At 64.1% G+C, this 25,441-nt stretch carries 20 protein-coding genes and 6 pseudogenes; 17 read left to right on the top strand and 9 right to left on the bottom strand.

The genetic code is table 11. From position 1 onward, the window contains the following. Positions 1-535: 535 nt before the first annotated feature. Together L1081_RS29310 and L1081_RS29305 are read right to left on the bottom strand one after the other, a co-directional pair. Entirely contained in the window at positions 536-904 is a 369-nt protein-coding gene (locus L1081_RS29310) for a Rid family hydrolase (protein WP_489416998.1), read from the bottom strand. Positions 905-906: 2 nt separating this feature from the next. Continuing rightward, a pseudogene (locus L1081_RS29305) lies at positions 907-1,308 on the bottom strand ((2Fe-2S)-binding protein); the annotation flags it as partial. Between L1081_RS29305 and rpiB the strand changes: the two are divergent. The 5 genes from rpiB (at position 1,303) to L1081_RS29280 (ending at position 6,670) form a co-directional block, all read left to right on the top strand. Then, on the top strand, positions 1,303-1,617 hold the full coding sequence (rpiB, locus tag L1081_RS29300; RefSeq protein WP_489416997.1) for a ribose 5-phosphate isomerase B: 315 nt from the start codon (positions 1,303-1,305) through the stop codon (positions 1,615-1,617). The pseudogene L1081_RS29305 and the gene rpiB sit on opposite strands and share 6 nt — an antisense overlap. Before the next feature lie 197 nt (positions 1,618-1,814). Further along, on the top strand, positions 1,815-2,765 hold the full coding sequence (locus tag L1081_RS29295) for a LysR substrate-binding domain-containing protein (RefSeq protein WP_489416996.1): 951 nt from the start codon (positions 1,815-1,817) through the stop codon (positions 2,763-2,765). Positions 2,766-2,863: 98 nt separating this feature from the next. Then, positions 2,864-4,324, top strand: a complete 1,461-nt coding sequence (locus L1081_RS29290; RefSeq protein WP_489416995.1) for a sulfatase-like hydrolase/transferase — start codon at positions 2,864-2,866, stop codon at positions 4,322-4,324. Then, positions 4,321-5,652 carry an FAD-linked oxidase C-terminal domain-containing protein gene (locus tag L1081_RS29285; RefSeq protein ID WP_489416994.1) on the top strand — a complete coding sequence of 444 codons (1,332 nt, stop codon included), beginning with the start codon at positions 4,321-4,323 and terminating at the stop codon, positions 5,650-5,652. Before L1081_RS29290 ends, L1081_RS29285 begins: the two co-directional genes overlap by 4 nt. A gap of 34 nt (positions 5,653-5,686) precedes the next feature. Further along, positions 5,687-6,670 (top strand): tripartite tricarboxylate transporter substrate-binding protein, encoded by a 984-nt coding sequence (locus L1081_RS29280; protein ID WP_489416993.1) that lies wholly within the window; start codon positions 5,687-5,689, stop codon positions 6,668-6,670. A 296-nt stretch (positions 6,671-6,966) separates the two neighbouring features. Here the strand turns inward: L1081_RS29280 and L1081_RS29275 are convergent, their stop codons facing one another. Then, positions 6,967-7,887 carry a LysR substrate-binding domain-containing protein gene (locus L1081_RS29275; protein ID WP_489416992.1) on the bottom strand — a complete coding sequence of 307 codons (921 nt, stop codon included), beginning with the start codon at positions 7,885-7,887 and terminating at the stop codon, positions 6,967-6,969. 92 nt (positions 7,888-7,979) lie between these two features. Between L1081_RS29275 and L1081_RS29270 the strand changes: the two genes are divergently transcribed. The 3 genes and pseudogenes from L1081_RS29270 to L1081_RS29260 form a co-directional block, all read left to right on the top strand. Continuing rightward, a complete protein-coding gene (locus tag L1081_RS29270) occupies positions 7,980-9,311 on the top strand; it encodes a sulfatase-like hydrolase/transferase (protein WP_489416991.1) in 1,332 nt (443 codons plus the stop codon). 75 nt (positions 9,312-9,386) lie between these two features. Continuing rightward, entirely contained in the window at positions 9,387-10,304 is a 918-nt protein-coding gene (locus tag L1081_RS29265; RefSeq protein WP_489416990.1) for a tripartite tricarboxylate transporter substrate-binding protein, read from the top strand. Between the two features lie 137 nt (positions 10,305-10,441). Then, positions 10,442-10,732: pseudogene (locus L1081_RS29260) on the top strand (helix-turn-helix domain-containing protein); the annotation flags it as partial. Positions 10,733-11,235: 503 nt separating this feature from the next. Here L1081_RS29260 and L1081_RS29255 read toward each other — a convergent pair. From L1081_RS29255 to L1081_RS29245, 3 genes and pseudogenes are all read right to left on the bottom strand, one after another. Beyond that, positions 11,236-11,493: pseudogene (locus L1081_RS29255) on the bottom strand (helix-turn-helix domain-containing protein); the annotation flags it as partial. A gap of 119 nt (positions 11,494-11,612) precedes the next feature. After that, a pseudogene (locus L1081_RS29250) lies at positions 11,613-12,431 on the bottom strand (IS3 family transposase); the annotation flags it as partial. Then, complete coding sequence (locus L1081_RS29245) at positions 12,407-12,769, bottom strand: transposase (RefSeq protein WP_489414952.1); 363 nt, start codon at positions 12,767-12,769, stop codon at positions 12,407-12,409. The gene L1081_RS29245 and the pseudogene L1081_RS29250, both read right to left, overlap by 25 nt. Before the next feature lie 138 nt (positions 12,770-12,907). On the opposite strand from L1081_RS29245, the gene L1081_RS29240 reads away from it, so the two are divergent. The 3 genes and pseudogenes from L1081_RS29240 to L1081_RS29230 form a co-directional block, all read left to right on the top strand. Continuing rightward, positions 12,908-13,030 carry a hypothetical protein gene (locus L1081_RS29240; protein WP_489416989.1) on the top strand — a complete coding sequence of 41 codons (123 nt, stop codon included), beginning with the start codon at positions 12,908-12,910 and terminating at the stop codon, positions 13,028-13,030. 118 nt (positions 13,031-13,148) lie between these two features. Further along, positions 13,149-13,388 (top strand): annotated as a pseudogene (locus L1081_RS29235) (ATP-binding protein); the annotation flags it as partial. A gap of 64 nt (positions 13,389-13,452) precedes the next feature. Further along, a pseudogene (locus L1081_RS29230) lies at positions 13,453-14,439 on the top strand (acyl-CoA dehydrogenase family protein); the annotation flags it as partial. A gap of 101 nt (positions 14,440-14,540) precedes the next feature. Here the strand turns inward: L1081_RS29230 and L1081_RS29225 are convergent. Continuing rightward, entirely contained in the window at positions 14,541-15,458 is a 918-nt protein-coding gene (locus L1081_RS29225; protein WP_489416988.1) for a LysR substrate-binding domain-containing protein, read from the bottom strand. Between the two features lie 204 nt (positions 15,459-15,662). Here L1081_RS29225 and L1081_RS29220 point away from each other — a divergent pair, with 204 nt between their 5' ends. After that, on the top strand, positions 15,663-16,799 hold the full coding sequence (locus tag L1081_RS29220) for a DUF2855 family protein (RefSeq protein WP_489416987.1): 1,137 nt from the start codon (positions 15,663-15,665) through the stop codon (positions 16,797-16,799). A 126-nt stretch (positions 16,800-16,925) separates the two neighbouring features. Here L1081_RS29220 and L1081_RS29215 read toward each other — a convergent pair whose 3' ends face one another. Further along, complete coding sequence (locus L1081_RS29215) at positions 16,926-18,560, bottom strand: SMI1/KNR4 family protein (protein WP_489416986.1); 1,635 nt, start codon at positions 18,558-18,560, stop codon at positions 16,926-16,928. Positions 18,561-18,765: 205 nt separating this feature from the next. On the opposite strand from L1081_RS29215, the gene L1081_RS29210 reads away from it, so the two are divergent. Both L1081_RS29210 and L1081_RS29205 read left to right on the top strand, forming a co-directional pair. Next, positions 18,766-19,194: a hypothetical protein gene (locus L1081_RS29210; protein ID WP_489416985.1), complete on the top strand. Its 429-nt coding sequence runs from the start codon at positions 18,766-18,768 to the stop codon at positions 19,192-19,194. A gap of 204 nt (positions 19,195-19,398) precedes the next feature. Further along, positions 19,399-20,427 (top strand): hypothetical protein, encoded by a 1,029-nt coding sequence (locus L1081_RS29205; protein ID WP_489416984.1) that lies wholly within the window; start codon positions 19,399-19,401, stop codon positions 20,425-20,427. A 238-nt stretch (positions 20,428-20,665) separates the two neighbouring features. Here L1081_RS29205 and L1081_RS29200 read toward each other — a convergent pair whose 3' ends face one another. After that, positions 20,666-21,550, bottom strand: a complete 885-nt coding sequence (locus tag L1081_RS29200; RefSeq protein WP_489416983.1) for a LysR substrate-binding domain-containing protein — start codon at positions 21,548-21,550, stop codon at positions 20,666-20,668. 134 nt (positions 21,551-21,684) lie between these two features. On the opposite strand from L1081_RS29200, the gene L1081_RS29195 reads away from it, so the two are divergent. Genes L1081_RS29195 through L1081_RS29185 form a run of 3 tightly spaced genes read left to right on the top strand, consistent with a single transcriptional unit; the run spans position 21,685 to position 25,409 of the window. Next, the gene (locus L1081_RS29195) at positions 21,685-22,959 is read left to right on the top strand and encodes a RuBisCO large subunit C-terminal-like domain-containing protein (RefSeq protein ID WP_489416982.1); all 1,275 of its coding nucleotides are present in this window, start codon (positions 21,685-21,687) and stop codon (positions 22,957-22,959) included. An 8-nt stretch (positions 22,960-22,967) separates the two neighbouring features. Further along, positions 22,968-24,371: a four-carbon acid sugar kinase family protein gene (locus L1081_RS29190; RefSeq protein ID WP_489416981.1), complete on the top strand. Its 1,404-nt coding sequence runs from the start codon at positions 22,968-22,970 to the stop codon at positions 24,369-24,371. A gap of 18 nt (positions 24,372-24,389) precedes the next feature. Continuing rightward, positions 24,390-25,409: a DctP family TRAP transporter solute-binding subunit gene (locus tag L1081_RS29185; protein ID WP_489416980.1), complete on the top strand. Its 1,020-nt coding sequence runs from the start codon at positions 24,390-24,392 to the stop codon at positions 25,407-25,409. The last annotated feature ends 32 nt before the right edge of the window (positions 25,410-25,441 follow it).

Below are 25,441 nucleotides of genomic sequence, written 5' to 3'. Positions count from 1 at the left end.
GCAAAGTTGTGGGCACGGAGATGCAGGAGCGGCTGTTGAAAAGCAGGGCACCGGGCAACAGGGCCTTGGTCCTGTTGGCGCCAACCGGAAAGTGAGCCAGTTATGCGGATTAGTGCCGAAGTAAAAGTGAGCCAGATGTTCAGCCGACCCTGCTGTTTATTTAAGCAGCGGGGTTCAAGGAGTGATCACCATGGACATGATTGGCAGGATCCGGGCGGCTGCACGTGAGGGACAACCTGTCGGAGCGCGAGAGCGCACGTGTGACAGCGCTGTCGCCCAGCACGGTTTCGAAGTGCTGCGCGTACTTGCACTGCAGTTCCGGTATCCAGCGAGCGCCGCGGCCACCCGCGTCCTGGCACGCGCCCTTGCGTTGCCAGCGCAACACCTACCTTCGTAAACGCCCACTTATCGTGAGTTGGCGGAAGTGAGGGCGAAAATTCGATGACCGAGACGTCGGCCGAAGTTGCCGAAGGCCGCTTTGCAGCGACTGCCGGCGTTGGAAGGCTGGTGCGAATAGGTACTATTGGCAGCGAATTCAAGCTAGGGCCGCAACGGCTGTCATTTCGACTAGCAGGCTGCCGGTAGCGAGGGCTGCCTTCACGGTCGCGCGCGTCGGCGCGGCGGCATGGTGCCCTTCGAGCCATGCTTCCCATTCCGCGTTCATTCCTGCGAAATCCGCGATCTCGCGCAGGTATATGGTGACGGTGAGTAGGCGGCGCGCATTGGTGCCGGCCTCTGCCAACAGTGCGTCGATGCGGGATAGCACTTCCGCGGTTTGTTCCTTGATGCCGGACTCGGCGGCAGCGCTGCCTTTCGCGGTCTGACCGCTGAGGTAAGCAAGCCCGCCGTGGGTCACGATCTTGCTGATTCGAGCGTTGGAGTGATGGCGTTGGATGTCTGACATGTTTATATCTTTGTGGATGTTTTTAGAGTGGCGACAGTGGGTTCGGCATGCGCCAGCGCGGCAAGCGAGTCCAGGCGGACGGGTTTGAGCGGCGCTCGGACCCGATAGGCGCCCACCTCCTGAGGTGCGCGGTCCAGCGCCTTGGCCAGAACCTGTGTCACGGTGATGCTGCACATGCGGCCTTGGCAGGGCCCCATGCCGCAGCGGCTGAAGAACTTGGTCTGGTTCGGGCCTTCGCAGCCCAGTCGGGCCATTTCACGGATGCGGCCGGCCGTCACTTCTTCGCACCGGCAGACGAGCGTTTCATCCGGGCAATCGATCAGCCACTCGGGTGGACGGTAGAGCGCATCGAGAAACGGCCGGATGGCGGTTTGTTTGGCCAACTGCCGGCGCCACGGATGGGCTATCCCGACTTTGCGCACGCGGTGGGCCGAGCCATCGAGGGTGGCGAGATCGAGCGCGCAATTTTGATATGTGGAACAGGCGTGGGGATGTCAATCGCGGCCAATCGGCACGCTGCAGTCCGCGCGGTGGTTTGTAGCGAGCCGTTGACCGCTCGGATGTCTCGCCAGCACAACGATGCCAACGTGCTTTGTATCGGGGCGCGAGTCGTTGGCCTGGGCACGGCGATTGATATCGTGGACTCGTTCTTGGGCGCCTCGTTCGAAGGCGGGCGTCATGCAACGCGCGTTGCGAAAATCAATCCGGCATAAGGAATGCATGCGGGAAGCGGGAGACCGCTTCGGGCCGATTGGGCCTAGAAGGCCGAACCCGGCCAGAAGCCGACACTGCACACACTTCTGGAAAATGCCCCAAAAGCGGCCGCTCCCCAATCAGGTTCGGGCGTGGGTAAGCCCGTAGATGCTTGGGCGGCAGTAATGGAGACTCCGGGCTATTCTCACCGGTTGCCATGCACATCACACTACGTCAGCTGAAGTACTTCGTCGAGATTGCCCGCAGCCGCAGTTTCTCGCGCGCTTCACAGCGTCTTGGAATTGCGCAGCCGGCGCTAAGCCAGAACATTGCTGCGCTGGAGGACGAACTTGGCGCCAAGCTCTTTGTACGTCATGCCAAAGGGGTCGACCTCTCACCGGAGGGTCAACGTCTCTATGACCGCTCCCTGGACCTCATCGCGAGCTTCGACACGCTTCGCGGAGAGGTTCATGGTCAGGACGCGCTGCCGGCCGGCGCCGTCCGACTGATGGTGGCGGGCTCCGTGGCCGGTGTCGTCATCGCGCCGCTCCTGCATGCGGTTGCTACTTCGTATCCCGACATCAGGCTCACCGTGAGCGATGCACTGTCGTCTGAGGCGCGGCGAGAAGTCGAAGCTGGCCACGCGCAGCTCGCCCTGATGCCGAGTCCCTCCGAACTGCAGGGGATGGAGGCCGTGCCGGTATTCGAGGAGCACTTCATGATCTATGGGGCGGCCAAATTGATGCGGCGAGAGCTGGCGGAGGTTGCATTCGCGCAGCTTGCCCGGTGGCCGCTGGCAGCCCCCGACCGCGCCCACGATCTGCGCAAAATCATCGAACGTGCGGCCCTCGCAATCGACCAACCGCTGGACGTCCGATATGAGCTGAATAGTCCACCGATGTTGGTCGCTGTCGTCAAGGAGGGGTTGGCCTACGCCATCCTGCCACCGAGCAGTTGCATCGAGGCTGTCGCCGCTAAATCAATCGTGGGTCGCCCCATCGCCGGCACGAACCTGAGTCGGGTGCAAGCCATTGTCTGGCCGCAGGAACGTCCACTTTCCCCCGCTGCAGTAGCTGTGCGAGACCTGCTCGCAGAGGTTGTACGCCGGCAATTGGAGGCGGGCCTCCTGTACGGTCGGCTCATCGAACCGGCCCATAAGAAAAACTGAAGGCGCGCCAGCCGAAGACGGTATTGGATTCGAGCGTCGGCATTGCCCACACTCCGATGCATGGGAGCCCGCGAGGCTCCGGCAACCGGAGACTAAACATGCCAGCAAAGAACGTGGTGGTCATCATGTCTGATGAGCATGACCCGCGAATCATGGGGTGCTCGGGGCATCCCTTCGTCAAGACGCCCCACCTCGACGCGCTGGCCAAGCGCGGCATCCGCTTCACCAACGCCTACACGCCGAGCCCAATTTGCGTTCCAGCGCGTGCGGCCTTCGCGACCGGCCTTCGCGTGCATCAGGTCCGGTTGTGGGACAACGCCATGCCCTACACCGGCGAACAGCGGGGCTGGGGGCATGTGCTGCAGGAACATCATGTGCGCGTCGAGAGCATCGGCAAACTGCACTACCGCAGCGTGGAGGACCCGGCGGGCTTCGACGAAGAGCACCTGCCGATGCACGTAGTTGGCGGTCATGGGATGGTTTGGGCCTCCATTCGCGACCCCTTCCGTCCGCGCGTGGATGGCCCGCGGATGCTGGGGGACCGTATCGGGCCGGGAGAATCGTCGTACACGCAATACGACCGTGCCGTGACCCATCGGGCGGTGCAGTGGTTGAAGGAAGCCGCTGCGCGCAACGAAGAACACGGCTTCGTGCTGTACGTGGGCCTGGTCGCGCCGCACTTCCCCTTCGTTGTGCCAGAAGAGTACTTCAACCTGTATCCGCTGGACAGCCTGCCGGAGCCCAAGCTCCATCCGAGCAGCGGCTACCGCAGGCACCCTTGGGTGCAGGAATACGCGGACTTCATGGGCTCGGAAGACCGCTTCGCCGACGCGCAGGAGCGCCTGCGCGCCTTCGCGGCCTACTACGGCTTGTGCAGCTGGCTCGACCACAACGTCGGTCAGATAGTGCGTGCAATCGACCACTCTGGGCTCGCAGACAACACGCGGGTCATCTATACATCGGACCACGGCGATAACCTGGGGGCTCGCGGTGTGTGGGGCAAATCAACGCTCTATGAAGAGAGCGTGAAAGTTCCCATGCTGATGGCAGGCCCCGGAATCACACCATCCTTTTGCGAGACCCCAGTCGACCTGCTGGACTTGTTCCCAACCATCCTCGAGGGCGCCGGGATTGACCCCACGCCTGAGATGCAGAACCGAACTGGTCGTTCGCTGCTGCAGGTCGCGACGTCGAAACCCGAACCGGACCGCCCGATTCTCAGCGAGTACCACGCCGCCGGCAGCAACTCGGCCGGATTCATGCTGCGCAAGGGCCGATGGAAGTACCACCATTACGTGGGCTTCCGCCCCGAGCTGTTCGACCTGCAGGAAGACCCGGAAGAACTGCGCGACCTGGCTGAGGACCCGGCCCATGCCGGGGTTCTGGAAAACATGCGTCTCGCGCTCTACGACATCTGCGACCCGCAGCTCGTCGACAGGCAGGCCAAGGCCGACCAGGCGGAGCTCATTGAACGGCACGGTGGCATCGACACTGCGCACAAGCTCGGCTCGTCCACCTCGACCCCGGTCTCCACAAAGCTGGAGCAGAGCCTGTCATGAGCACAACCATCACGGAAATCGAAGAGCGCTTCCTGAGCGACTGGAGCGGCCTGACGGTCGGGCGACCGCGCGAAGTGCACCGCCCGCGAAGCACCGAGGAAGTGGCTGCCCTGGTGCAGCGCTGCAGGCAAGAGGGCCTGGCCATCACAGTGCAAGGCGGCATGACGGGGGTGGCCGGAGGGGCTGTTCCTTCCGATGGCGACATCGTCATCAATCTTGAGCGAATGAATGCCGTCGAGGACATCGACACCTTGGAAGGCGTAATGCAGGTGCAAGCCGGCGCGACGCTTCAACAGGTTCAAGAGGCGGCGGCAGTGGCCGGGTGGATGTTCGCGGTGGACCTGGGAGCGCGAGGCAGTTGCCAAATCGGTGGAAATGCCGCCACCAATGCCGGTGGCATTCGTGTGATTCGCTACGGGACCATGCGGGATTCGGTCCTCGGCGTGGAGGCCGTGCTGCCGGACGGGAGCGTTGTGTCTTCGCTTACGCGTCTCGTCAAGAACAGCACCGGTCTCGACCCGCGGTTCCTCTTCATCGGAACCGAGGGCACGCTGGGCATCATCACGCGATTGACGTTACGTTTGCACCCGCCAATGGGGCAGACGGCAGCGGCATGGGTCGCCGCTTCGGAATTCGAGGCGCTCCCCCGTTTGCTGCGCTCGCTCAAGCGGACCTTGGGCAGTGCGCTCTGCGCATTCGAATTCATGTCCGACCGCTATGTGCGCTTGGCGTGCCGATTGACAGGCGCCGTGGCGCCCGTGTCCGTCGAAGGCGCATGGCACGTCCTGATTGAGGCTACCGGCAATGCTGGTCAGCCTATAGAGGATGCGTTGCAGGCAGCTCTTGAGCACGCCATGGAGACGGGCGAGGTCAGCGACTGCGCAATCGCTGCGAGCGAGGCGCATCGAGAAGCCTTCTGGCGTATACGTGAAGCTATCCCGGAGGTCCTCACGCATCTCAAGCCGGCGGCGACGCTTGACATCGGACTTCCCTGGGCTCGAACGGGTGAATACCTCAAGAAGGTGGACGCCGAACTACAGGCGAAGCTGCCGGGGGCCGAGCACCTGTTCCTTGGGCACTTGGGAGACAACAACCTGCATCTCATCAGCGGCGCAGTAGACGAGGCCAGTGTGCATACGGTGGATGAGATTGCGTACGGTGCTTTGCGCGGCTGCGGCGGCACGGTGAGTGCCGAGCATGGCGTTGGCCGCCTGAAGAAAGACTACCTCTCGGTGAGTCGCTCCGCGGGGGAAATCGCGCTGATGAGGCGGCTCAAGCAGGCCTTGGACCCGACGAACATCCTCAATCCCGGGCGCATCATTGGCTGAGTAACGCGACATCAGGCGAAACAAGGAGACAAGAATGAAGCGCAGAACAATGCTCGCCCTGATGGGCGCAACGTCAGCTGGCTGGCTGGCGTCACCATCGTATGCGGCGCGCGCCTCCTTTCCCAGCGCGCCCGTTCGCATGGTTGTGCCATATGCAGCCGGCGGCGGCATCGATGCAGTGGCTCGCATGTTGGGCCAGGGCATGAGCGAAGAGTTGCACCAGCCAGTCGTCGTGGACAACCGCGCCGGCGCTGGCGGCATGCTTGGCGCGGAGGCCGTGGCGAAGGCGCAGCCTGACGGCTACACGATATTGCTGGCCGGAAATCCGGAACTCAACATCACGCCGCAATTGCAGGCAAAGACGAGCTATTCAGCAGTGAACGACTTTGCACCAGTGGTGCTTGTTTCCCAGTCGCCGAATATCCTCGTCGCCAGTCCGTCGCTGGGGGCGAAGACCTTGCGCGAAGCGTTGGAGGCAGCCAAGAAGAAGGGCGGCATCAGTATTGGCACGCCCGGCAATGGCTCTCCACAGCACATTGCCGTCGAAGTTCTGCGCATGCAGACCGGCATGGACATCATGCATGTCCCGTACAAGGGTGCCGGGCCCGCGACGGTCGCCGCGCTCGGGGGAGAGGTGACCTTCGCACTTGTCGGCGCACCGCCCGTCTTGCCGCACATCAACAGTGGAAAGCTGGTCGCATTTGCCGTCACGCAGCCAAAGCGCTCGCCGTTGGTGCCAAACGTACCGACCCTTGGCGAAGCGCTCGGCATGATGCAGAACGACGACTTCGTCACTTGGTACGGGCTGCTTGTTCCCGCCAAGACACCGCCTGCGATTGTCGATGTGCTTTCAAAGGCGGCGTTCTCGGTTCTCTACCGCAGCGACTCGCGCTCGCGGCTGGCGGTTCTTGGTACTGACCTGGTCGCGATGCCGGCAGGGCCTTTTTCTGAGCGGATGCGCCAGGAGACCCAGGTCTACGGGGAAATCATCAAGCGGTTTGGAATCAAAGCGACCTGAGTCGGCTCCCGGTTGCCAGCAATCGATTGGGGCACCGGACGAAGAGCTTCCGCGAGAGGCGCAGTCCGGTCATCCGCAGACGGCCAGAATCGGACGCTGAGACATGGGCCAGAATTCGCGCACTCGCTGACACTTGGCGTGGCCCACAAACATGAAGCTTGGCCTGTTCAATAAGAAGCGCGCTGCTGCCGAAGACGCGGAAGCGCCGCTGCGCCTTACCGGTCGTAGCCGGTCGATCGCTGCGCAGTTGCTCCACAGCGGACGTTCTTGCTCCCTTGCGAAACAGCGCGAAGATGTCACCTCGGTGAGGGATATCTCCTAAGCGGCCTGAGCGCGAGAAGGCTAGCTCGCAGCGTTTCCATCAGCGGCGACCACGCAGACCCTGGCCGCGAAAGCAGGATGACTGCGCGAGGGATGCACAGCGCAGCGACCGGCAGCACAGTAAATCGTTCGTCGGTCGCATGCTGCATGAACGAACGCGGCACCAGCGTCACCAGATCGGTCGCGGCCAGCACGGAGAGATTCAACTCGGACGCGAACGGCACCTCCATGACCACGGTTGGCTGCGGCAGAGCGTTGCGGGTGAATATGTCCGTCAAAGCGCGATAGGCGGCCGAGTTCGTCGGTCCGCTCATCCATCCAAATTCGGTCACATCCCTGAGCGACACGCGCGATCGTGCCACCAGTGGATGCCCTGCCCGCACTAAAGGCAGCATGGGGTCGTTGTCGATCTTGGTCCGGTTCCCGTCCAGAGGCTGTCCCTCATAGGCAGGCACGAGGGCGAGATCGAGCTCCCCCTCACGAACCTGCGCCGCCAGGACATCCGAGCGGTCCACCCGCATTCGCACGCGCAGTCCCGGCCGCTGGACCAGCAACGGCCCCAGTACGGCGGCCATCCGATTGCCCGCGGTGGTGTCGGTCACCCCGATGCGCAGGAGCCCCGCCTGCCGGGCCCGCATCTCGTCGGCCAGCAGGACGGTGTCGGCGTACGCGGCCTGCAGCTTGCGCATCTCCTCCGCCACCCTGAGGCCCGCTGCTGTCAGCGCCATGCCGCGCACGCTGCGCTCGAAGAGCTGAAGGCCGAACTCATCCTCCACTCGCCGCACCGCCTTGGTCAACGCAGGCTGCGTCACCCCCTGGGCTTCTGCTGCGGATGCCAGCTGGCCCGTCCTGGCCACGGCGAGGAAATACCCGATGTCGCGAATTGTCAGTGACATTCCTGAAGTTTATGGCATGGAGGCACTTGAGGAATGCCATCGTCGCCACGCGAGGCGTAGATTGGTCGGTTCTGACTACCGAAGCCACCTCGATGCCCACAAGTGCCTCCCCCAACATCGTCCTCATCCTGGCCGACAACCTCGGATGGGGCGAGCTTGGCTGCTATGGCGGCGGTGCCTTGCGCGGCGCGCCGACCCCGAACATCGACGCTCTCGCCGCACAAGGCCTGTTGCTGCAGAACTTCAATGTAGAGAGCGACTGCGTCCCCACGCGATCCGCGCTCATGAGCGGACGCCATCCGATCCGGACCGGTTGCCTGCAATCGGTTCCGCCTGGCCTGCCCCAAGGACTGACTCGATGGGAGATCACGCTGGCCCAACGACTTTCGGACACGGGATATGCCACAGCCCATTTCGGCAAGTGGCATCTGGGCGATGTGCCAGGCCGCCTTCCCTCGGACCGCGGCTTCGACGAGTGGTACGGCATTCCGCGCACGACCGATGAGAGCCAGTTCACCTCGACCGTGGGCTTCGATCCGACCGTGGTCGATCTGCCGTACATCATGGAAGGCAAGGCCGGGGAGCCGTCGCGGCAGGTCAAGGTCTACGACCTGAAGGCACGCCGCGGCATCGACGCGGATCTGGTGGACCGTTCGGTCGACTTCATGCAGCGAAGCGTGTCGGCGGGCAAGCCGTTCTTCCTCTATCTGCCGCTGGTCCATCTGCATTTCCCGACGCTGCCGCACCCCGACTTCGCCGGACGCACCGGCGCGGGGGACTTCGCCGACTCGATGGTCGAGATGGACTATCGAGTGGGACAGGTGGTCAGGGCGCTCGACGAGATGGGGCTCGCAGAAGACACGTTGGTGATCTTCTGCAGCGACAACGGCCCCGAGTTCCGGGCTCCCTATCGCGGCACGGCAGGCCCGTGGACTGGCACCTATCACACCGCGATGGAAGGCAGCCTCCGAGTTCCTTTCATCGCCCGCTGGCCGGGCCGCATCGCTGCGGGTCGTGTCAGCAACGAGATCGTTCATGTGACCGATCTCTACACGACCCTCATCCGTGTCGCCGGTGCGGCGCTGCCGCAGGACCGGCCCATCGACGGCGTGGACCAACTGCCGTTCTTCCTGGGGGAGGAGGACAAGTCGGCACGCGAAGGCTTTCCCTTCTACATCAAGAACGAACTGAGAGCCGTCAAGTGGCGGGACTGGAAGTTGCACTTCTATTGGGAACCCGCCGTGAACGAAGGCAAGGGCAAGCTCGAATCGCCCTACCTCTTCAACATCACGAGAGATCCGAAGGAGGAGACCGATGTGCTGGTCTACAACACCTGGGTCCTGGGTCCAGTCCTCAAGCTGATCAAGGCCTTCCAGGACAGCATCCAACATCACCCCAACACGCCACCGGGCCAACTCGATTGATCGTCGCAAACGATCGGAGACCTCAAGATGACACACCATTTGATCCCTAGGCGGCGTACGCTTGGCCTTTTCGGCATGGCCCTGCTGTCCACTGTCACACCCGTTCTCGCGCAGGGCACCCAGCCGATCACCTGGCTCGTCGGCCAGCCGGCGGGTGGAACCGTCGACGTCGTCACCCGGCTGGTGGCGCGCCAGGTCGAGCAGATCCTTGGGCAGACGGTGGTTGTCGACAATCGCCCCGGCGCGGCCGGCGCAATCGCTTTGCAGGCCGCAGCAAAGGCTCCGAAGAACGGTCTCACGCTCGTGACAGTGCCCGGTCCCATCCTTACCAACGTTCCAGTCCCGCAGATCGGCAAGGAGCTGGCGGGTGTCGCTACGCTTGCCAAGGGACCCATGGTGCTGGTCGGTACGACGGCGGCACCATTGCCCGGGTCGCTGGAGGGCTTGCTGGCGGCCGCGAAGAAGGACCGCAATGCTCTTTCATTCGCGACCTCTGGCAATGGCACCAGCCAGCACCTCGCTGGCGAACTGGTGAACCAGATGGCGAATACCCAGATCGTCCACGTCCCCTACAAGGGCGGCAGCCAGGCCGTCACGGACGTCGTGGGCGGCCAGGTGCCCTTGGGGATGCTGGGCATCACCCCCGTGCTGCCGCACATCAAGTCGGGCAAGCTGCGGGCATACGGCGTCACCACTGCTTCTCGTTCGCCCATGCTGCCGGAGGTTCCTACCCTGAGCGAAGCAGGATTGGCAGGGTTCAACGCCGACCAGTGGTTTGTCGTTGCAACGACCGCGGGCGTGCCCGCGGAGCGCATTGCGGCGCTGAATGTAGCGATCACGAAGGCACTTCAGAGCCCTGAAGTCCAGTCCGCGCTGGCGAGCGCGGGAGTGGTGGGGACTGCGGCCTCGGCTCAAGAGACAACGGGTTTCGTCGCAAAGGACGTGGCGAGATGGCAGGCGCTTGCCAAGAAAGCCAATATGGTTCTGGACTGAGTCCCGTACCGTGAGCTCCGCTATGAGAAACAGCCCGAAAGACCGCTTTTCGGAATCTTCGATGTCTGCATAGGGCGGCGGATTCAACCGATCGATGCAACGCACTAAACGCTGCGTAGGCAGACGGAGTGTTGCAGATGAAGTACCGGACCCGAACCTTCTACACGGCCCCCAGAAAGGCATTGATGTGGGAGCGTTGGAAAGCTGGCTGGACTCTCCATCAGATCGCTCAGCTGTTTGATCGATCGCACGGATCCGTGCGAGGCATCTTGGTTCAGACGGGCGGGATCCGCCCGCCCGAACGACGTCGCTCGAGGCTGGCGCTGACACTTGCTGAGCGAGAGGAAATCTCTCGCGCCTTGGTGATCGGTCACTCGATCCGTGCGATCGCGGCGCGAATCGGACGAGCACCCTCAACGGTCATCCGCTGCAGCAGACATTCTTGTCGCAGCCATGTCTATCCTGGTAGCGAAGCGAATTCCCCCGACATCTCCGGTGCCCGGCATAGTGGTGACCGCGCTGTTGCAGAGTCAAAACGCGCAGGACGGCCATCGAGAGCAGACGATTGCAGTGGCACCCGCGATCTTTAGAGCATTGCTCTTCGCCGCGGAAGAGTCTTCCGGTCGAGCCCAGGCATCCGCACGTCACTGGGCATTGGTGGCCTTGCGCTCAATCCAAGCCGAGAATCGAGATGCATGGGCCGAAATCTGTGACGTCTTGCTTCGGTGGGTTGCCGAAGTGACCTGTCCCAGTCCTGCAGAGGTTGCGCAGAAGGATGGCGCGGGGAAGAGTAACGCAGCGCGGCTGGACGAGAGGATCGGCTGCCATCTTGCAGGTACTCGGTTGGTCATGGGCGTTCCGATCAGGCTTCACGAACTTGATCGAGACGACCTAAAAAACCATGTTCCGTCACTTCTCATCGGGAAGCTGTGTGGATCTGCCGCAGATTGCGCCGCTGTTTCCGCGATTTAGTGGCCTCGATCGCGAGCCAGGTCGCGAGCTTGTCGGCATAGGGATCGAGCTTGCTCGAGCTCGCCCGCTTGGCGTAGCGCGGCGCTTCTTCGCCCGCTCGCAGATACTTCTTCACAGTGTTGCGAGACAGGCCTGTACGCCTGGCTATCTCGCGAATGGACATCTGCTCGCGCAGGGCCCAGCGTCTGATGACACTCAATGTCGCCACGTCTATCACTCCTAGGATCCCCTGCCTTAAAAATGAGCAGGGTAGAGTTTTACGTGGGTCAGTCTTAGACGGAAATTAGTGCCTTAGTGGAGTGAACCCCATCGACTGGACCACTGGGGTCATCAGAACTAAGCCGCCTGCTGAGCGAGTTGGGATTCGAATTCGTTGGGTGGGCGGTAACCGAGCGCCGAATGCAGCCGCTTGGCGTTGTAGACCTCTTCGATGAACCGCGGCAGTCGCGTTGCCACGTCTGCGAAGGTCTCGTAGCCGGCCAGGTACACCTCCTCGACCTTGAGCGTCTTCATGAAGCTCTCGGCCTGGGCATTGTGATACGGATTGCCCGGCGAGCTCATCGAGCCTCGGAGCCCGGCCTCCTGCAATGCGCGTCGGTACGTCTCGCTCGCGTACTGACAACCGCGATCCGTATGGTGGATGCAGCCCGGCTGCGGCTGTCGGCTTCGGACGGCCGAACGCAGCGCCGCCAACGCGAGCGGTGTGTCGATGCGCCGCGAGATCGCATAGCCCACGACCTTGCGGCTGCACGCATCGAGGATGGCCGCCAGATAGCAGAACCCGGACTCGATGCGGATGTACGTGAAGTCCGCCACCCACACGAGGTCCGGGCGGCTCGGAATCACGTTGCGATAAAGGTTAGGGAAGATCGGCGAGTCGTGGTCGCTATCGGTGGTGCGAACGAAGCGTCGGCGCGGCTTGATGCCCAGACCGTGCAACTTCATGAGGCGCGCGATCCGCTTGTGATTGATGAGGTGACCGCGGCGGCGCAGTTCATGGGTCACACGGCGATAGCCGTAGCCGGCAAGCTCATCCTGGATGCTCTCGATAAGCTGAACGACCTGAAGATCGCTCAAGGCTATGGCGGGCTCGTTGGCTTGGTAGTAGAACGTGCTGCGCGGCAGTTCGATCACTTGGCACCCCCGTCGGATGGAGCAGGCTTCGGGCCGGTGATGATGGAGGAATTCTCGCTGTCGCTCACGAGGCGCAGGCGCGGCGTTTTTTTGACCAGCTCGAGCTCCATCGTGAGCTGCCCCACCTTGCGCTCCAAGGCTGCGATCTTCGCTTCGTAGTCGGCCACCACAGATGCTTCGGCCTCCTCGTTGCTGAGCTCGCCGCGGTCGAACTGCGTCAGCCACATCTGGATGAGATTGGCTGAGAGGGTGTACTTCCGCTGGGCGTCGCGCCGGCCCAGGGTGCCTGAGCGGATGTCATGGCACAGCTGCAGTTTGAACTGCGCCGAGTGCCTGCGATACGGACCTCTTGAGGACATGGACCTTCTCCTTCTATGAAGGCCCAGCCAGCGTATCAGTTCATCTTTCCCCAGTGGTCCAGTCGATGGGGTTCACTCCATAGCCGGGTCAATTTTCGGTGGCAATCAACAAGCGTGCCGATCGGGGAGGTGATTCGCGTGTTCAAGAGTGTCGGAGAAAACTACCCGAACTTCTACCGTTCCTCGTTCAACGAGGCGAAGCGCGACTACGACGTCGTCATCAAGACGGAGAAGCGAGGCGAGATATCGATTCGCGGATGATGTACCGCGAACCGAGTCTCGACGAGACTGCTTGTGCTGCCAAGAGCCAACGAGCCAGATATGCCGGCCGCTGTAGCGTTTACCAGACAGGGACTCAAAAAATGGAACGAAGCGCCTAATGACATACCGCCTTTGCCGCACGCTGCTTGTGAATGCTGGCACCAACCAACGGGTCCCCAGCGCCCGAATAACAGCCGTCGATCCGCGGGATGGAGCAGCCGTGCTTGGCGACAACGGCGTCGGCAAGACCAGCACACTGCAGATCGTGCCGCTGTTCTTCGGCCATCCGCCAAGCCAGATCGTCTCGGCAGGCCAGGGCAATCTTCCGATGATCAGGTTCTTGCTCCCTACGGATGCGAGCGCCATTGCCTTCGAATATCAGCGGGGCCCCAACGAGACGGACATGCGGCTCGCGGTTACCGCCCGACACCGGCAACATGGAAGCACTGGAGCGTTACGGCACCGCCGCGCAGAAGGCCAAGTGGCTGGCGCCGCTGCTGGACGCCCGGATTCGTTCGGCCTTCCTGATGACCGAGCCGGCTGTCGCCTCGTCGGACGCCACCAACATCCAGACGCGGATTCGCCGCGACGGCGACGAGTACGTCATCTCCGGGCGTAAGTGGTGGGCCTCCGGAGCGGGCGACCCGCGCTGCGAGATCCTCATCGTGATGGGCAAGACCGACCCCGATGCGCCAAGCCACAGCCAGCGGTCGATGGTGCTGGTGCCGATGAAGAGCCCTGGGGTCAGCATCGTGCGCCCCTGCATGATGTTCGGCTGGGACGACGCGCCGCACGGCCACATGGAGATGACACTGGACGAGGTACGCGTGCCGGCGTCCAACATCCTGCTGGGCGAAGGCCGCGGCTTCGAGATCGCACAGGGACGCCTCGGGCCCGGGCGCATCCACCACTGCATGCGGCTGGTCGGCGTGGCCGAACGGGCGCTGGAGCTGATGTGCGAGCGCTTGCAAAGCCGGGTGGCGTTCGGCGGCGAGATCGCGCGCCAGGGCGTGTGGCATGAGCGCATCGCAGAGGCTCGCTGCATGATCGACCAGGCGCGCCTGCTCACCCTGAAGGCCGCGCACATGATGGACACAGTGGGCAACAAGGTGGCCAAGGCCGAGATCGCGATGATCAAGGTGGTGGCCCCGCGCATGACCTGCAAGGTGCTGGATTGGGCGATCCAGGCTCATGGCGCAGCCGGCTTCACCGAGGACACGCCGCTGGCCAAGTTCTTCCGCGATGCGCGCATCCTGCGCGTGGCCGATGGCCCGGACGAGGTTCATCGCAACGCCATTGCCAAGCTGGAGTTGGGACGGACCCACATGCGGCGCACCGCCGCGGCTGCGCGCGCTTTTTATGCCAATCGTGACGGGGCTGTCGTGGCGCAGATCCTGGGAGATGACTAGGCAATCCGGTGGAAGAAGAAGGTCTGCGGGCGTGCGCCCTGCAATTCCAGCATGAGGACGATGAGAATGTGATGCGTGACAGGCGCGTGGCGCACCGCGCTTCAGGCCTGTGGCCCGGTTGCATAGACCGCGACCACCTGCTCGCGCAGCCATTGGTTGCCGGGGTCCTTGTCGGCGCTGGCGTGCCAGTACAGGTACAGCTCATGCATCGGGGCCTCGAAAGGCAAAGCCAGGATGCGGTTGGCCAGCGGCGCGTTCAGCGCCTGGGCATGGCGTTCGTGCATGGTCAGCACCAGGTCGGTCCGCGCCACGATCTCGCACGCGGTGGAGAAGTGCTGGCAGCGCAGCTTGACGCGCCGCTGGTGGCCCAGGCGATGCAGGGCGAGGTCCTCCACGCCCGGGCCGAACCGGCGCGAGGTGGCGAGCACATGGTCCAGGTCCAGGTAGGTGGCCAGGTCGATGGCACCCTGCACGCGCGGGTGGTCCTGGCGCGCCACCACCACCATGCGCCCTGACATCAGCAGTTCGTGCCGCACCCCCTCGACGCGCGCCAGCAGCACGTCGACGGCCAGGTCCAGCGCGCCGGAGGCCAACTCCCCATGGAGGTTGTCGCGTTCATAGGGCACCGAGCTGATCTTCACCTCGGGCGCGCGGGCCCGGGCGCGTGCGGCCAGGCTGGGCAGTGTGGCCGTCTCCACCACGTGGCGAAAGCCAATGCGGAACTCGCGCGCCGATCGCGCCGGATCGAACTTGTGCAGCTGCCGCAGCGTGCCGTCGATCTCCGACAAGGCGCGCCGCACCGGCGCGATGATCTCTTCGGCCAATGCAGTGGCCACCATGCGGTTGCCGGAACGCACGAACAGCGGGTCTCCAATCAGTTCGCGCAGCCGCGCGAGCGCATGACTGAGCGCGGGCTGCGTCAGGTGCAGCGTTTCGCTCGCGCGCGTGATGCTGCCTTGCGCGTAGATGGCCTCGAACACCACCAACAGATTGAGGTCGACCCTGCTGATATTCGCCATGGCTTGCACCATAGCCGCTCGACCGGCTGTTGTAAGTCGTACGGGGGACTGCTGCTTGGCGCGCATGTGACGGCGGCGTGACGCACTATTCGCCGCCCGCATGGCGGTGCTGCAGATTGTTGATTTGTGCCGGCCGGCGGCGCGCCGTAGCCTCACGGTCGTTCGTTCTCCTGATCTGCTCACGCCAAGACGGAAAGACTCCCGATGACGGTCACAGAAATCCATATAGACAAACGCAATTTTTCTTCCGCGCGAGTGCAGACACGCACACGCGCCGTCCTCGCGTCGGGGCAGGTGCGGCTGCGCATCGACTTGTTTGCGCTGACGGCGAACAACATCACCTATGCCGCACTGGGCGATGAGGCCGGCTATTGGGAGTACTTTCCGCTGGCCGATGCCGGCGTGCAATGGGGTGTGCTGCCGGTATGGGGATTCGCCAGCGTGGTCGATTCACGCCACCCGCAACTGCATGAGGGCGAGCGCGTCTACGGCTTCATGCCGATGGCGTCGGAAGTCGTGCTCGAGCCCACCCGCGCCAATGCCGTGGCGTTCTTCGACGGCACGGGCCACCGCGCGGGCCTGCACCCGGTCTACAACCGCTATGCGCGGTGTGGGCAGGATCCGTTGTATGTACCGGACACGGAAGACGTGCAGGCGGTGCTGCGGCCGCTGTTTATCACCTCCTGGTTGGTGAGCGACCTTGTCGAAGAGCGCCAAGGGGACAGCGCCTGCCAGGTGCTCATCTCCAGCGCCTCGAGCAAGACGGCATATGGAACGGCACTGCAGTTGCGCGTGGCTGGTGATCGGGAGGTAGTGGGCCTCACGTCCCGCGGCAACGTGGCCTTCTGCGAGAGACTCGGTTGCTACGACCGCGTCGTGGCGTACGACGAAGTGAATCATCTGGACCGCGACACCCGGTGCATCTACGTCGATTACTCCGGCAACGGCGAGCTTCGCATGGCGCTGCACTCGCACCTGCACGCCATGCAGCACAGCCTGGCCATCGGTTACACACATGTCCGACGCCTGGGCCCGGCCGGTCATCTTTCGGGGCCGCCGGTGGAGGTGTTTTCCGCGCCCGATCGCATCCGCCAGCGTACGGCCGAATGGGGTGGGGCAGAGTTCTCGCGCCGTTTGGCCGCAGCGTACGCGGGCCTTGCGGAGTTCTGCGTCCGTCCGCGCAGCGGTGGCGAGCCGCTGCTGGTGATCGAACGATACGCAGGCCCGGCGGCTGTGACCGAGGCTTACCTCCAGGTGTTGCGTGGGGGCGGCGACCCGCAGGTGGGACGCGTGGCGTGCCTTGGGAGGCAATGCGACAAGTTACCTGAATCCCGCCTGTGAGCCCCACTGCGAAGCCCGGGAGGAACAAGGGGACGGCGGGAAGCTCGTGCTCTCGTGAATGTGCGCGAAGAGCTTCAACACGGCTTCTGCCTCTTCCGCGCCTGGATGCTCAAGCACTGGCGCCGATCACGGCGGCGACGGCAACAAAGGCGAACGCTCGAATTTGCGCAGCTTCCTGATGAACGCATCGACGTCTGCGAAGGCGCGAGCGTTGTCGATGCCGGAAGCTTCAAAGTCGTCGACCACCAGGAGCAACGGGTCACCCTCCCGGCGATAGTCCAGCAGTACCAGCGCATCGCGGTTGGCATTCAACACGACCAGCTTGTCTGCCTCGGCGATCGACGCATGCCAGGGCGTTTCCCCCGGCAGAAAGTCGATGCGCCTCGAAAGCTCGGCCAGCGTCACGACATATTCCATCGGGGCCAGTTCCTCGAAAGGCTCGAACTCCCCGTCGGGGCCATCCTCCAGGAAACGATAGGCGACATCGCCGCCGTTCCTGGCCCGCCACAAGTCCTTGATCGCTTCAGGCAGCTTCGCGCCAATCCGGGCTTGCGTCTCGTCGATCAATGCTTCGTCCGCCATGGCCTTCGGCCGCCAGCCATTGTCTCTGCCCTTGGCCATGTTGACGAAAGGATGGGGGCCGCCGCCCCAGAACGCGCTCGCGCGCCGATCCGTGGGCAGGTCTCCCATCGGCTTGCTTCGAAAGAGTTCGCGACGGAAGGGACGGGGCTCTTCTTCTTTCGGCCGCCGCAGCGCGCGGAAGAATGCATCGAATGTCTCGAACGTGATGTCGGTGAGATCGCCGTTCCTGTCGAAGTCGACGATCAAAACCCGGGGTTCGCCCGGCCGGGAGTAGTCGAGCAGCGTCATGTCGCCATAGCGCGCCTGCAACACGAGCAGCGTGTCCGCGTGGGCCGGCAGGTCAGCCGGATCGTGGGTGAAGTCCTCGTAGTGGACGTGCACCGTGCGCAGGTTCTTCAAAGGGCTGAGGCTGGAGTAGTCGATGCAGAAGGCGCCACGCCAATCGTCATAGACGGGGCCAGGGTCTCTCTTCAATGGGACATAGAGCGCACCCACATAGCCGCCGTCCATCACGCGGTAGAGCGCGCGCAAGCCTTCCGGCAGCCGAAAGCCGAGCCGCTCCTCCGTTGCGACGATCTGCGCGTTACTTGCCGCCAGCGCCGGCTTGGCGACACGTTTGCCGCGGCCTTCCAGCGCCTCGCGCAAAGGATCGGTCCGCCAGTATCCAGGTGACTTGAAGAAGGTTTCCGGTGTCAGTGGCCTCGGATCCATGTCGAGCTCCACCTCCTCGGTCGAGGGGGTCGTCTGCCCTGCGGCATGCGCCGTCCCCGCATCCTGGAGCGCGGTCGCGCTTCCCTCCAGTTTGATGATGGCAAGGGAACAGGCAAGGCAGATCAGAAACATGAGGCCGACGCCAAGAACATCTTCGGAGCCGAAGGCGGCGATCGGTGTGGGCGCGACCAGGCTCGCAAGTCCCCGTCCCAACAGGTAGAGCACATAGCCAAGCCCCAACTGGACAGGCAACGTCGCCAGCACGCTGAGGCCGATGGATTTCATTCCGCCGGCGCGCCAGACCATCTGCCATTGGCGGAACTTGCCCAGTGCATACAGCAAGGTCAGCGCCGGTGTCGCCACCACGACGATCCAGGGTGAGCGGCCAAAATATCCCGCCGCTGCCAGCGACACCACTACTGTCATTGCCGCAACGATGCGCAATGCGCCAGCGACCTTAATGCTCATCCGCTTCCCCTATTGCCTTGGATCAAGCCATCCTATCCGCTCGGGCCAATCCTGCCCTGGCCCTGGGTCTGCCGAGACCGAAAAATCGAAGGGTGCAAATGGACTGATCGAAAGCCTGTGTCTTTAACGTAAGGGATCGCGTCCTACGTGAAGAATTAGGTGGAAGATCTGTCGAGTCACATGCACGTCGTGTGAGTCTGAGTCAATGCGTCAAGCCGAATTCAATCTTCTCGGAGGCAGCCGTTGGACCGCGTGCCTTCGATGGCTGTTCGTGGCCTGCCTCTATGACAAACCGGCCGATCGGTTGACGTCGACGCGCACCTCTGGCTACATTCCCCAAGAAGCTCTTGGAGAAGCCACTTTGCTCCGAAATGTGTACTTTATATTCGCGTTCGTTGCGATCGCGGCGCTAGCAGGCAATCTGATTGCAACGGTCGCGATATTGCGCAGCGATTTTTACTCGCCGCGACAACGGAGGCTTCAGTTGGCTCTGGTGTGGTTGATTCCCGTGATCGGGGCCGCATGCTGCATGAGCTTCGCATCCCTTCACAGGCGTCCGATTTTCAGGCCCGACAAGAGCTTCCCGGGACCCGACTCCTTCCAACTGCCCGGCGGTGAAGCCAACGGTTCCTGAATTCGGTAACGCGGTGCTGGCCTGGACCCCAACCTTGGCGACGAGCGGTGTCACGCCCTTCGTCGTCGGGCGCTACACGTAGGAACTGCGCCGTATGTACGCCACTGGCGATTATTCGATCAGCCACCTTGCTGAGGTGTTTCCGATCTCGGGGCCGACCGTCTATCTAAGGTCGGGCCGTCAAGTCGCCGAGGCCGTGGCGGCATGATGATCGCGACACATCCCTTTCTAGGACCTGTTACGACGCAGGGATGGGACCTCGTCTTCCACCCGCCGGGCGGGCGCGCAGACGTCGAATACACGGCCCGCTTCTCCAAAGATCCCACCCTGGAGAACTACCAGGCCCTCGGGCCGCGCCTCTCGGCCTTCGAGGCCTTCTGCCGGAACCTCGAAGCTAGTGACCGCGTGGTGCGCGAGCACTTCGGGACCTGGCCGGCTTCAGCGGGGGCGTTCGATCTCGTCGGGGTGATGATGAGCGGTGGCGACCATCCCCTGCCCTGGGCGCTTGAACCCGGCTGCCTCTACGAGCCCGACGCGCCCGCCTACCGGCCCTTCGCCCTGCAATATCGGGGACTCGACGAGCGGGCCTGGGACGTCGCGGATATCAGCTGGTATCCGCCGCTCTTCGTGGCCCTGTTTGACGAAACAGGTAACTTTGCGGGCGTCGACCACAACGTCGAGCGCGGCATGCAGAGCCTGCCCGAGACGATCATGCCCTCGCGCTGGGAGGCCGGCTATTGCCACTCGTTCTTCGGACGCCGGAGGCTCTCGGAGCTCGGCACCATCGGCAAGGCGACCATCGCGGGCCGGAAGGTGCCGGTTGACCTCTACATGACCAGGCGAACCATGCTTGGCTTCGAGCCAGAGCAACTCGATGCCTTCGTACCACTCGTCGAGAATCTCGTGGGGCTGGACGCGAAGGTCCGGGCCGCGTTTCCGGAGGAAACACGAAACGACTGGCTGGAAGAGCGCTTCACCTACGGCTCCCCGAAGCTTCGTGCGGCCTTGTACAAGATCTTCCCAGGCGCGACCTCGCCGTCCGAGGTAACGCCTGCCGCCTTCGCATCCGCGCTGACACTCGACCGGGCCTGTTTTTCCCTGTCACCGGAGGGTAGCGGCGGGGCAGCGCTGACGCTTGACTACGTCGTGCTGCCGAAGCGCAACGACAACCAGCTCCTCGTCGCGAAATTCGACGCCTGGGGCGCTCTCAAGGGTGTCATGGTCGAGAACTGACTCTCCAATGGCCCGGCCATCAGGGAGGTGCGCCGCGGCGTATCAACGAGAAGCCGGTGGGCGTGATCGACGCCGGCCCCGCTTAAGGCGTCAGGGGGATCTGCCGGGTCAGAGATCGGCGGAATTCAACAATCAAGTCGCATGACTCCCGCTTCCCGCGCGCATGCGGCGGCACGCGCGATCCGGGAAAAAAGGGAACCTGACCGCCTGCATGGCCAGTCGTACCGAGGATGGCGAGTTACGGCTCCGTCCCACGCAATTCGTCGTGCAGCCAGTCAACCAGCTTGACCACATCCGGTCGGCGGCTGAGGTGAGGCGCAACCCAGATCGACAGCCGGTTCGGACCGCGCACAAATGCAAGCGGCGCCACCAACGTGCCGCTCGTCAGATCGTCACGGACAAGCATGCGCGGCACGTTGGCCAGACCCAAGCCACAGCGGGCGCCCTGGATGAGCAGATAGAAGTGGTCGAAAGACTCGTCGACGTGCAACTCCAGTTTCGAATGGCCGCTGCAACTGGCCCAGTCGGCCCAGGCCGTCGGCCGAGTGCGCGAGACCATCAGCCGTGCACGAGCGAGATCTTCGACCGACTCGATCCGCTTGTGGCGCAGGTACTCGGGCGAGCAAACCGGCCCGATCCATTCATTCGCGACGTCCGTGCGCACGACATCCTTGGGAGGCTCGATCGATGACAGACGAATGGCCACGCTGACGCTGTCGCGGGCGAAGTCGATCGGCCCGTGGCTCATGTTGAAGCGAAGCTCGACGTCCGGATTGGCCTCCTTGAAGCGGTTCAGCCGAGGGATGAGCCAGTACATCATGATCGACTCGGAACACGCCAGCGTGAGCGGGCCGGGCTTCAGTTGTTCGACGCTCGATTGAATCAGGCCGAAGGCGGTCGAGAGTCCCTCCGCCAGGCGCTGCCCCTCGGCCGTCGGTATCGCGCCCTGTGCGGTGCGCTGGAGGAGGGCCAAACCCAACGAGTCTTCAAGCATGCGGATGTGGCGGCTCACCGCGCCATGCGTGACCGACAACTCTTCAGCCGCAGCGCTGAAGCTGCGCAGACGCGCCGTCGCCTCGAACGCGCGCAACGCGTTCAGCGAAAGACGATGGGACGTGGTCATGCTGCAGTCGCCTACCTCGGGTCAACCCGGATGTCATGTGAGCTTTCGTCACAGCGCGGGGAGATCATATCGTTTGGCACATAGGGTGAGCTCAACTACTGTTGGGGTCAGTCAAGAGAGAACCTCACAGCCCAATGGCCAATCCAGCCCCCCGCGCCGAGTTTAGCGCCCGCTACTTCGTCGAAAGCTCGGTCGCCTCCGAGAAGATCGCGCAGGTGATCGCCGGCGAGCAATCCAGCGGCACCTTCCTCGCGCTGCCGGGCGAGACAGACGAACTGAAGGAGCGCTCGCGCGCCCGCGTCGTGCGCATCGAACCGCTCGCGCCGGCGCTGCAGCCCACGCTTGCCAGCGCGTACGTCGATCGTCGGCCGCACGGTGGTGTGTTCCATCGTGCCGAGATCGAGATCGCGTTCCCGGTCGCCAACGTCGGCGCCAACCTGTCCAGCCTGTTGGCCACGGTGGCTGGCAACCTGTACGAGCTTGGGGAAGTCACCGGTTTGCGCCTGTTGGACCTGGACCTTGCGCCTGACTACGCTGCCCGGTTCGCCGGCACGGCGTTCGGCGTTCCCGGCACGCGACGGCTTGCCGGTGTCCACGGCCGGCCTTTGATCGGCACCATCATCAAGCCGAGCATCGGCCTTACGCCGGTCCAGACTGCCGAGCTGGTCGACAGCCTCTGCGCGGCTGGCATCGACTTCATCAAGGACGACGAGCTGATGGCCGATCCGCCGTATGCGCCGTTCGACGAGCGCCTGCGCGCCGTCATGCCGGTGCTGCAGCGCCATGCCGACCGCCTGGGCCGGATGCCGATGTACGCGATCAACATCTCGGGCTCGGTCGACGAGATGCTGCGCCGTCACGACGCCGTGCTGGCCGCGGGCGGCAGCTGCGTGATGGTGAGCGTCAACTGGGTCGGCTTCGCGGCCGTCGAACACCTGCGCCGTCACGCCCAGCTGCCGATCCACGGCCACCGCAACGGCTGGGGCGCGCTCACACGCCATCCGGGGCTCGGCTTCTCGTTCCAGGCCTACCAGAAGCTGTGGCGCATGGCGGGGGTGGACCACCTGCATGTCAACGGCATGCGCAGCAAGTTCTGGGAGTCCGACGATTCGGTGGTCGCCTCCGCCCGCGCGTGCCTGGCGCCATGGGCCGGGCTGCAGCCGCTGATGCCGGTCTTCTCGTCAGGGCAGTGGGCGGGCTTGGCCCCCGACTTGTATGGCGCTCTCGGCGCCGTCGACCTGATGCATCTGGCCGGGGGAGGAATCATCGGCCACCCCGACGGCATCGCCGCCGGCATGGCGAGCATGCGCGAGGGCTGGGAGGCGGCGGTGGCAGGCATTGGCCTGGGCACATACGCCGAATCGCATCCCGCGCTGCGGCGCGCGCTGGTTCATTTCGGCAACCTGTAGAGGCGCGCATGTTGAAGCTGGCCTTCTACGGTGATGATTTCACCGGCTCCGCCGACGCGCTGGAGGTCCTGGCCTTCGCCGGTCTCGACTGCGCGCTGTTTCTCGAAGTGCCGGATGAGCAGACGCTGCGCGAACTGGGCTCCTTCGATGCCATCGGCGTGGCAGGCGCGAGCCGCGCGATGTCGCCGCCTGAAATGGACGAGCAGCTTCTTCCCGTGTTCACGGCGATGTCGAGGCTGCCGGTCCCGCTGGTGCACTACAAGGTCTGCTCGACCTTCGACAGCTCGCCGGCCATCGGAAGCATCGGTCGTGTGATGGAGCTGTCGCGCGCATCCTTCGGCGACAGCGCGATCCCGATCGTGGCGGCCACGCCGGCGCTGGGCCGCTACTGCGCCTTCGGCAACCTGTTCGCCCGCTCCGGCACCGACGGGCGCGTGCATCGCATCGATCGCCATCCGATCATGAGCGCGCACCCGGTCACGCCGATGCACGAGGCCGACCTGACGCGCCATCTCGGCGCGCAGACCTCGATGCGCCTTGCCGGCTTCGACCTGCCGCTGTTCACGCTCGAACCCGAGGCGATGGCGACCGAGCTTCATCGGCTGGTCGACGCGACAGCGGGAGGCGCGGTGCTGATCGACGGCACGACCGCCGGGCAACTCACGGAAACCGGCCGGCTGCTCGACGGTCTGGCGCGCGGCCGCAAGACGCCTCTGTTCTGCGTCGGTGGCTCGGGGCTCGAGTACGCGCTGACACAGTGGTGGCGCGAGGCCGGCGTGCTCCCGGCCACCCCAGCTGCACACGAATGTTTTGGCGGCGTACCCCAGGTGCTGGCCGTCTCGGGCAGTGCTTCACCGCTGAGCGCGCTGCAGATCGATGCGGCGCTGGCCGATGGCTTCGTCGAGTTGGCCGTGGATGCCGCCGCGCTGGTCGCTGCGAGCGACCCGGGTGCGGAAGTCGCCCGTCTCGCTGAACACGCCTTGCTCGCATTGCGCGCCGGCCGCAGCGTGATGCTGCACAGCGCGCGTGGTCCGCAGGATCCGCGCATCGAGGCGATGCTGGCCGCGCTGGCCGGCCAGGGCATGAGCCGCGAGCAGGCCCGCCACGAAGGTGGCCGCCTGCTGGGACAGCGTTTCGGTGAACTGGCGGACACGCTGCTGCGCGCGCATCCGATTCGGCGGCTGCTGCTGTCGGGCGGCGACACCTCCAGCCACGTCACACAGCGACTCGCCCCGAAGGCGCTGCGCGTGGTCGCACGGCTTGCTCCCGGCGCACCGCTGTGCCGCGCCATCTCGCGTGAGCCGCACCTGGCGCAGCTCGAGATTGCGCTCAAGGGCGGCCAGATGGGCCAGCCCGACTATTTCGTCAAGGCACTGCGCGGCACGGCCGACGCTCGTCAAACACTTCACTGACCGACAGGAGACTCGACCATGACACCGATCAACCGCCGCCGCGCCCTCGCAACGGGTGCGGCACTGATCAGCGCTCCGGCGCTGGTGCTTCCGCGCTTCGCGCATGCCGCCGAGTTCACCTACAAGTTCGGCACCAATGTGCCGGCCACGCACCCGCTCAACGTGCGGGCGATGGAGGCCAGCGAGCGCATCCTGAAGGAGACGGGCGGCCAGATCCAGATCAACGTCTTCCCCAACAATCAGCTCGGCAACGACGCCGACATGCTCTCGCAGCTGCGCGCCGGCGGGCTGGAGTTCTTCACCGTCTCGGGCGTGAACGTGCTGTCGCAGCTCGTTCCGGTCTCCTCGATGTGGGGCCTGGGTTTCGCATGGGCGAACGACGAGGCCGTGAACAAGGCGCTGGACGGCGACCTCGGCAAGTTCCTGCGTGCGCAGTTTCCCAAGGTGGGCCTGATGGCGATGGACACCGTGTGGAGCTCCGGCTTCCGGCAGATCACGAACAGCGTGCGGCCGATCAACACGCCGGACGATCTGAAGGGGCTGAAGATGCGCGTGCCGGTAAGCCCGCTGTGGACGTCGCTGTTCAAGCACCTCGGCGCGGCGCCGGCGTCCATCAACTTCGCCGAGACCTATTCGTCGCTGCAGACCAAGGTGGTCGATGGGCAGGAGAACCCGTTGACGATCATCTCGATCGCCAAGCTCTACGAGGTGCAGAAGTACTGCTCCATGACCAACCACATGTGGGACGGCTGGTGGTGCATGACCAACCGGAAGCTCTGGGAGCGCATGCCGGAGAAGGCTCGGCCGATCATCGCCAGGCACCTGAACCAGGCCGCACTGGACATGCGCGCCGACGGTGCGAAGCTCAACGCGTCGCTGCGGCCTGAACTGAGCGCCAAGGGACTGACCTTCAACGATCCGAAGCTCGACGCCTTCCGCGAGCGGCTGACGGCCTCCGGCTTCTACAGCGAGTGGAAGCAGAAGTACGGCGAGGAGGCCTGGGCCCTGCTCGAGAAACATACCGGCAGGCTGGGCTGACATGCACGCCGCCTCGATTTCCGACGACAACC

It is taken from the genome of Variovorax sp. MSC1_012, assembly GCF_023667525.1.
Lineage (GTDB): Bacteria > Pseudomonadota > Gammaproteobacteria > Burkholderiales > Burkholderiaceae_C > Variovorax > Variovorax beijingensis_B.
This window is presented reverse-complemented; position numbering and strand designations above follow the sequence as displayed.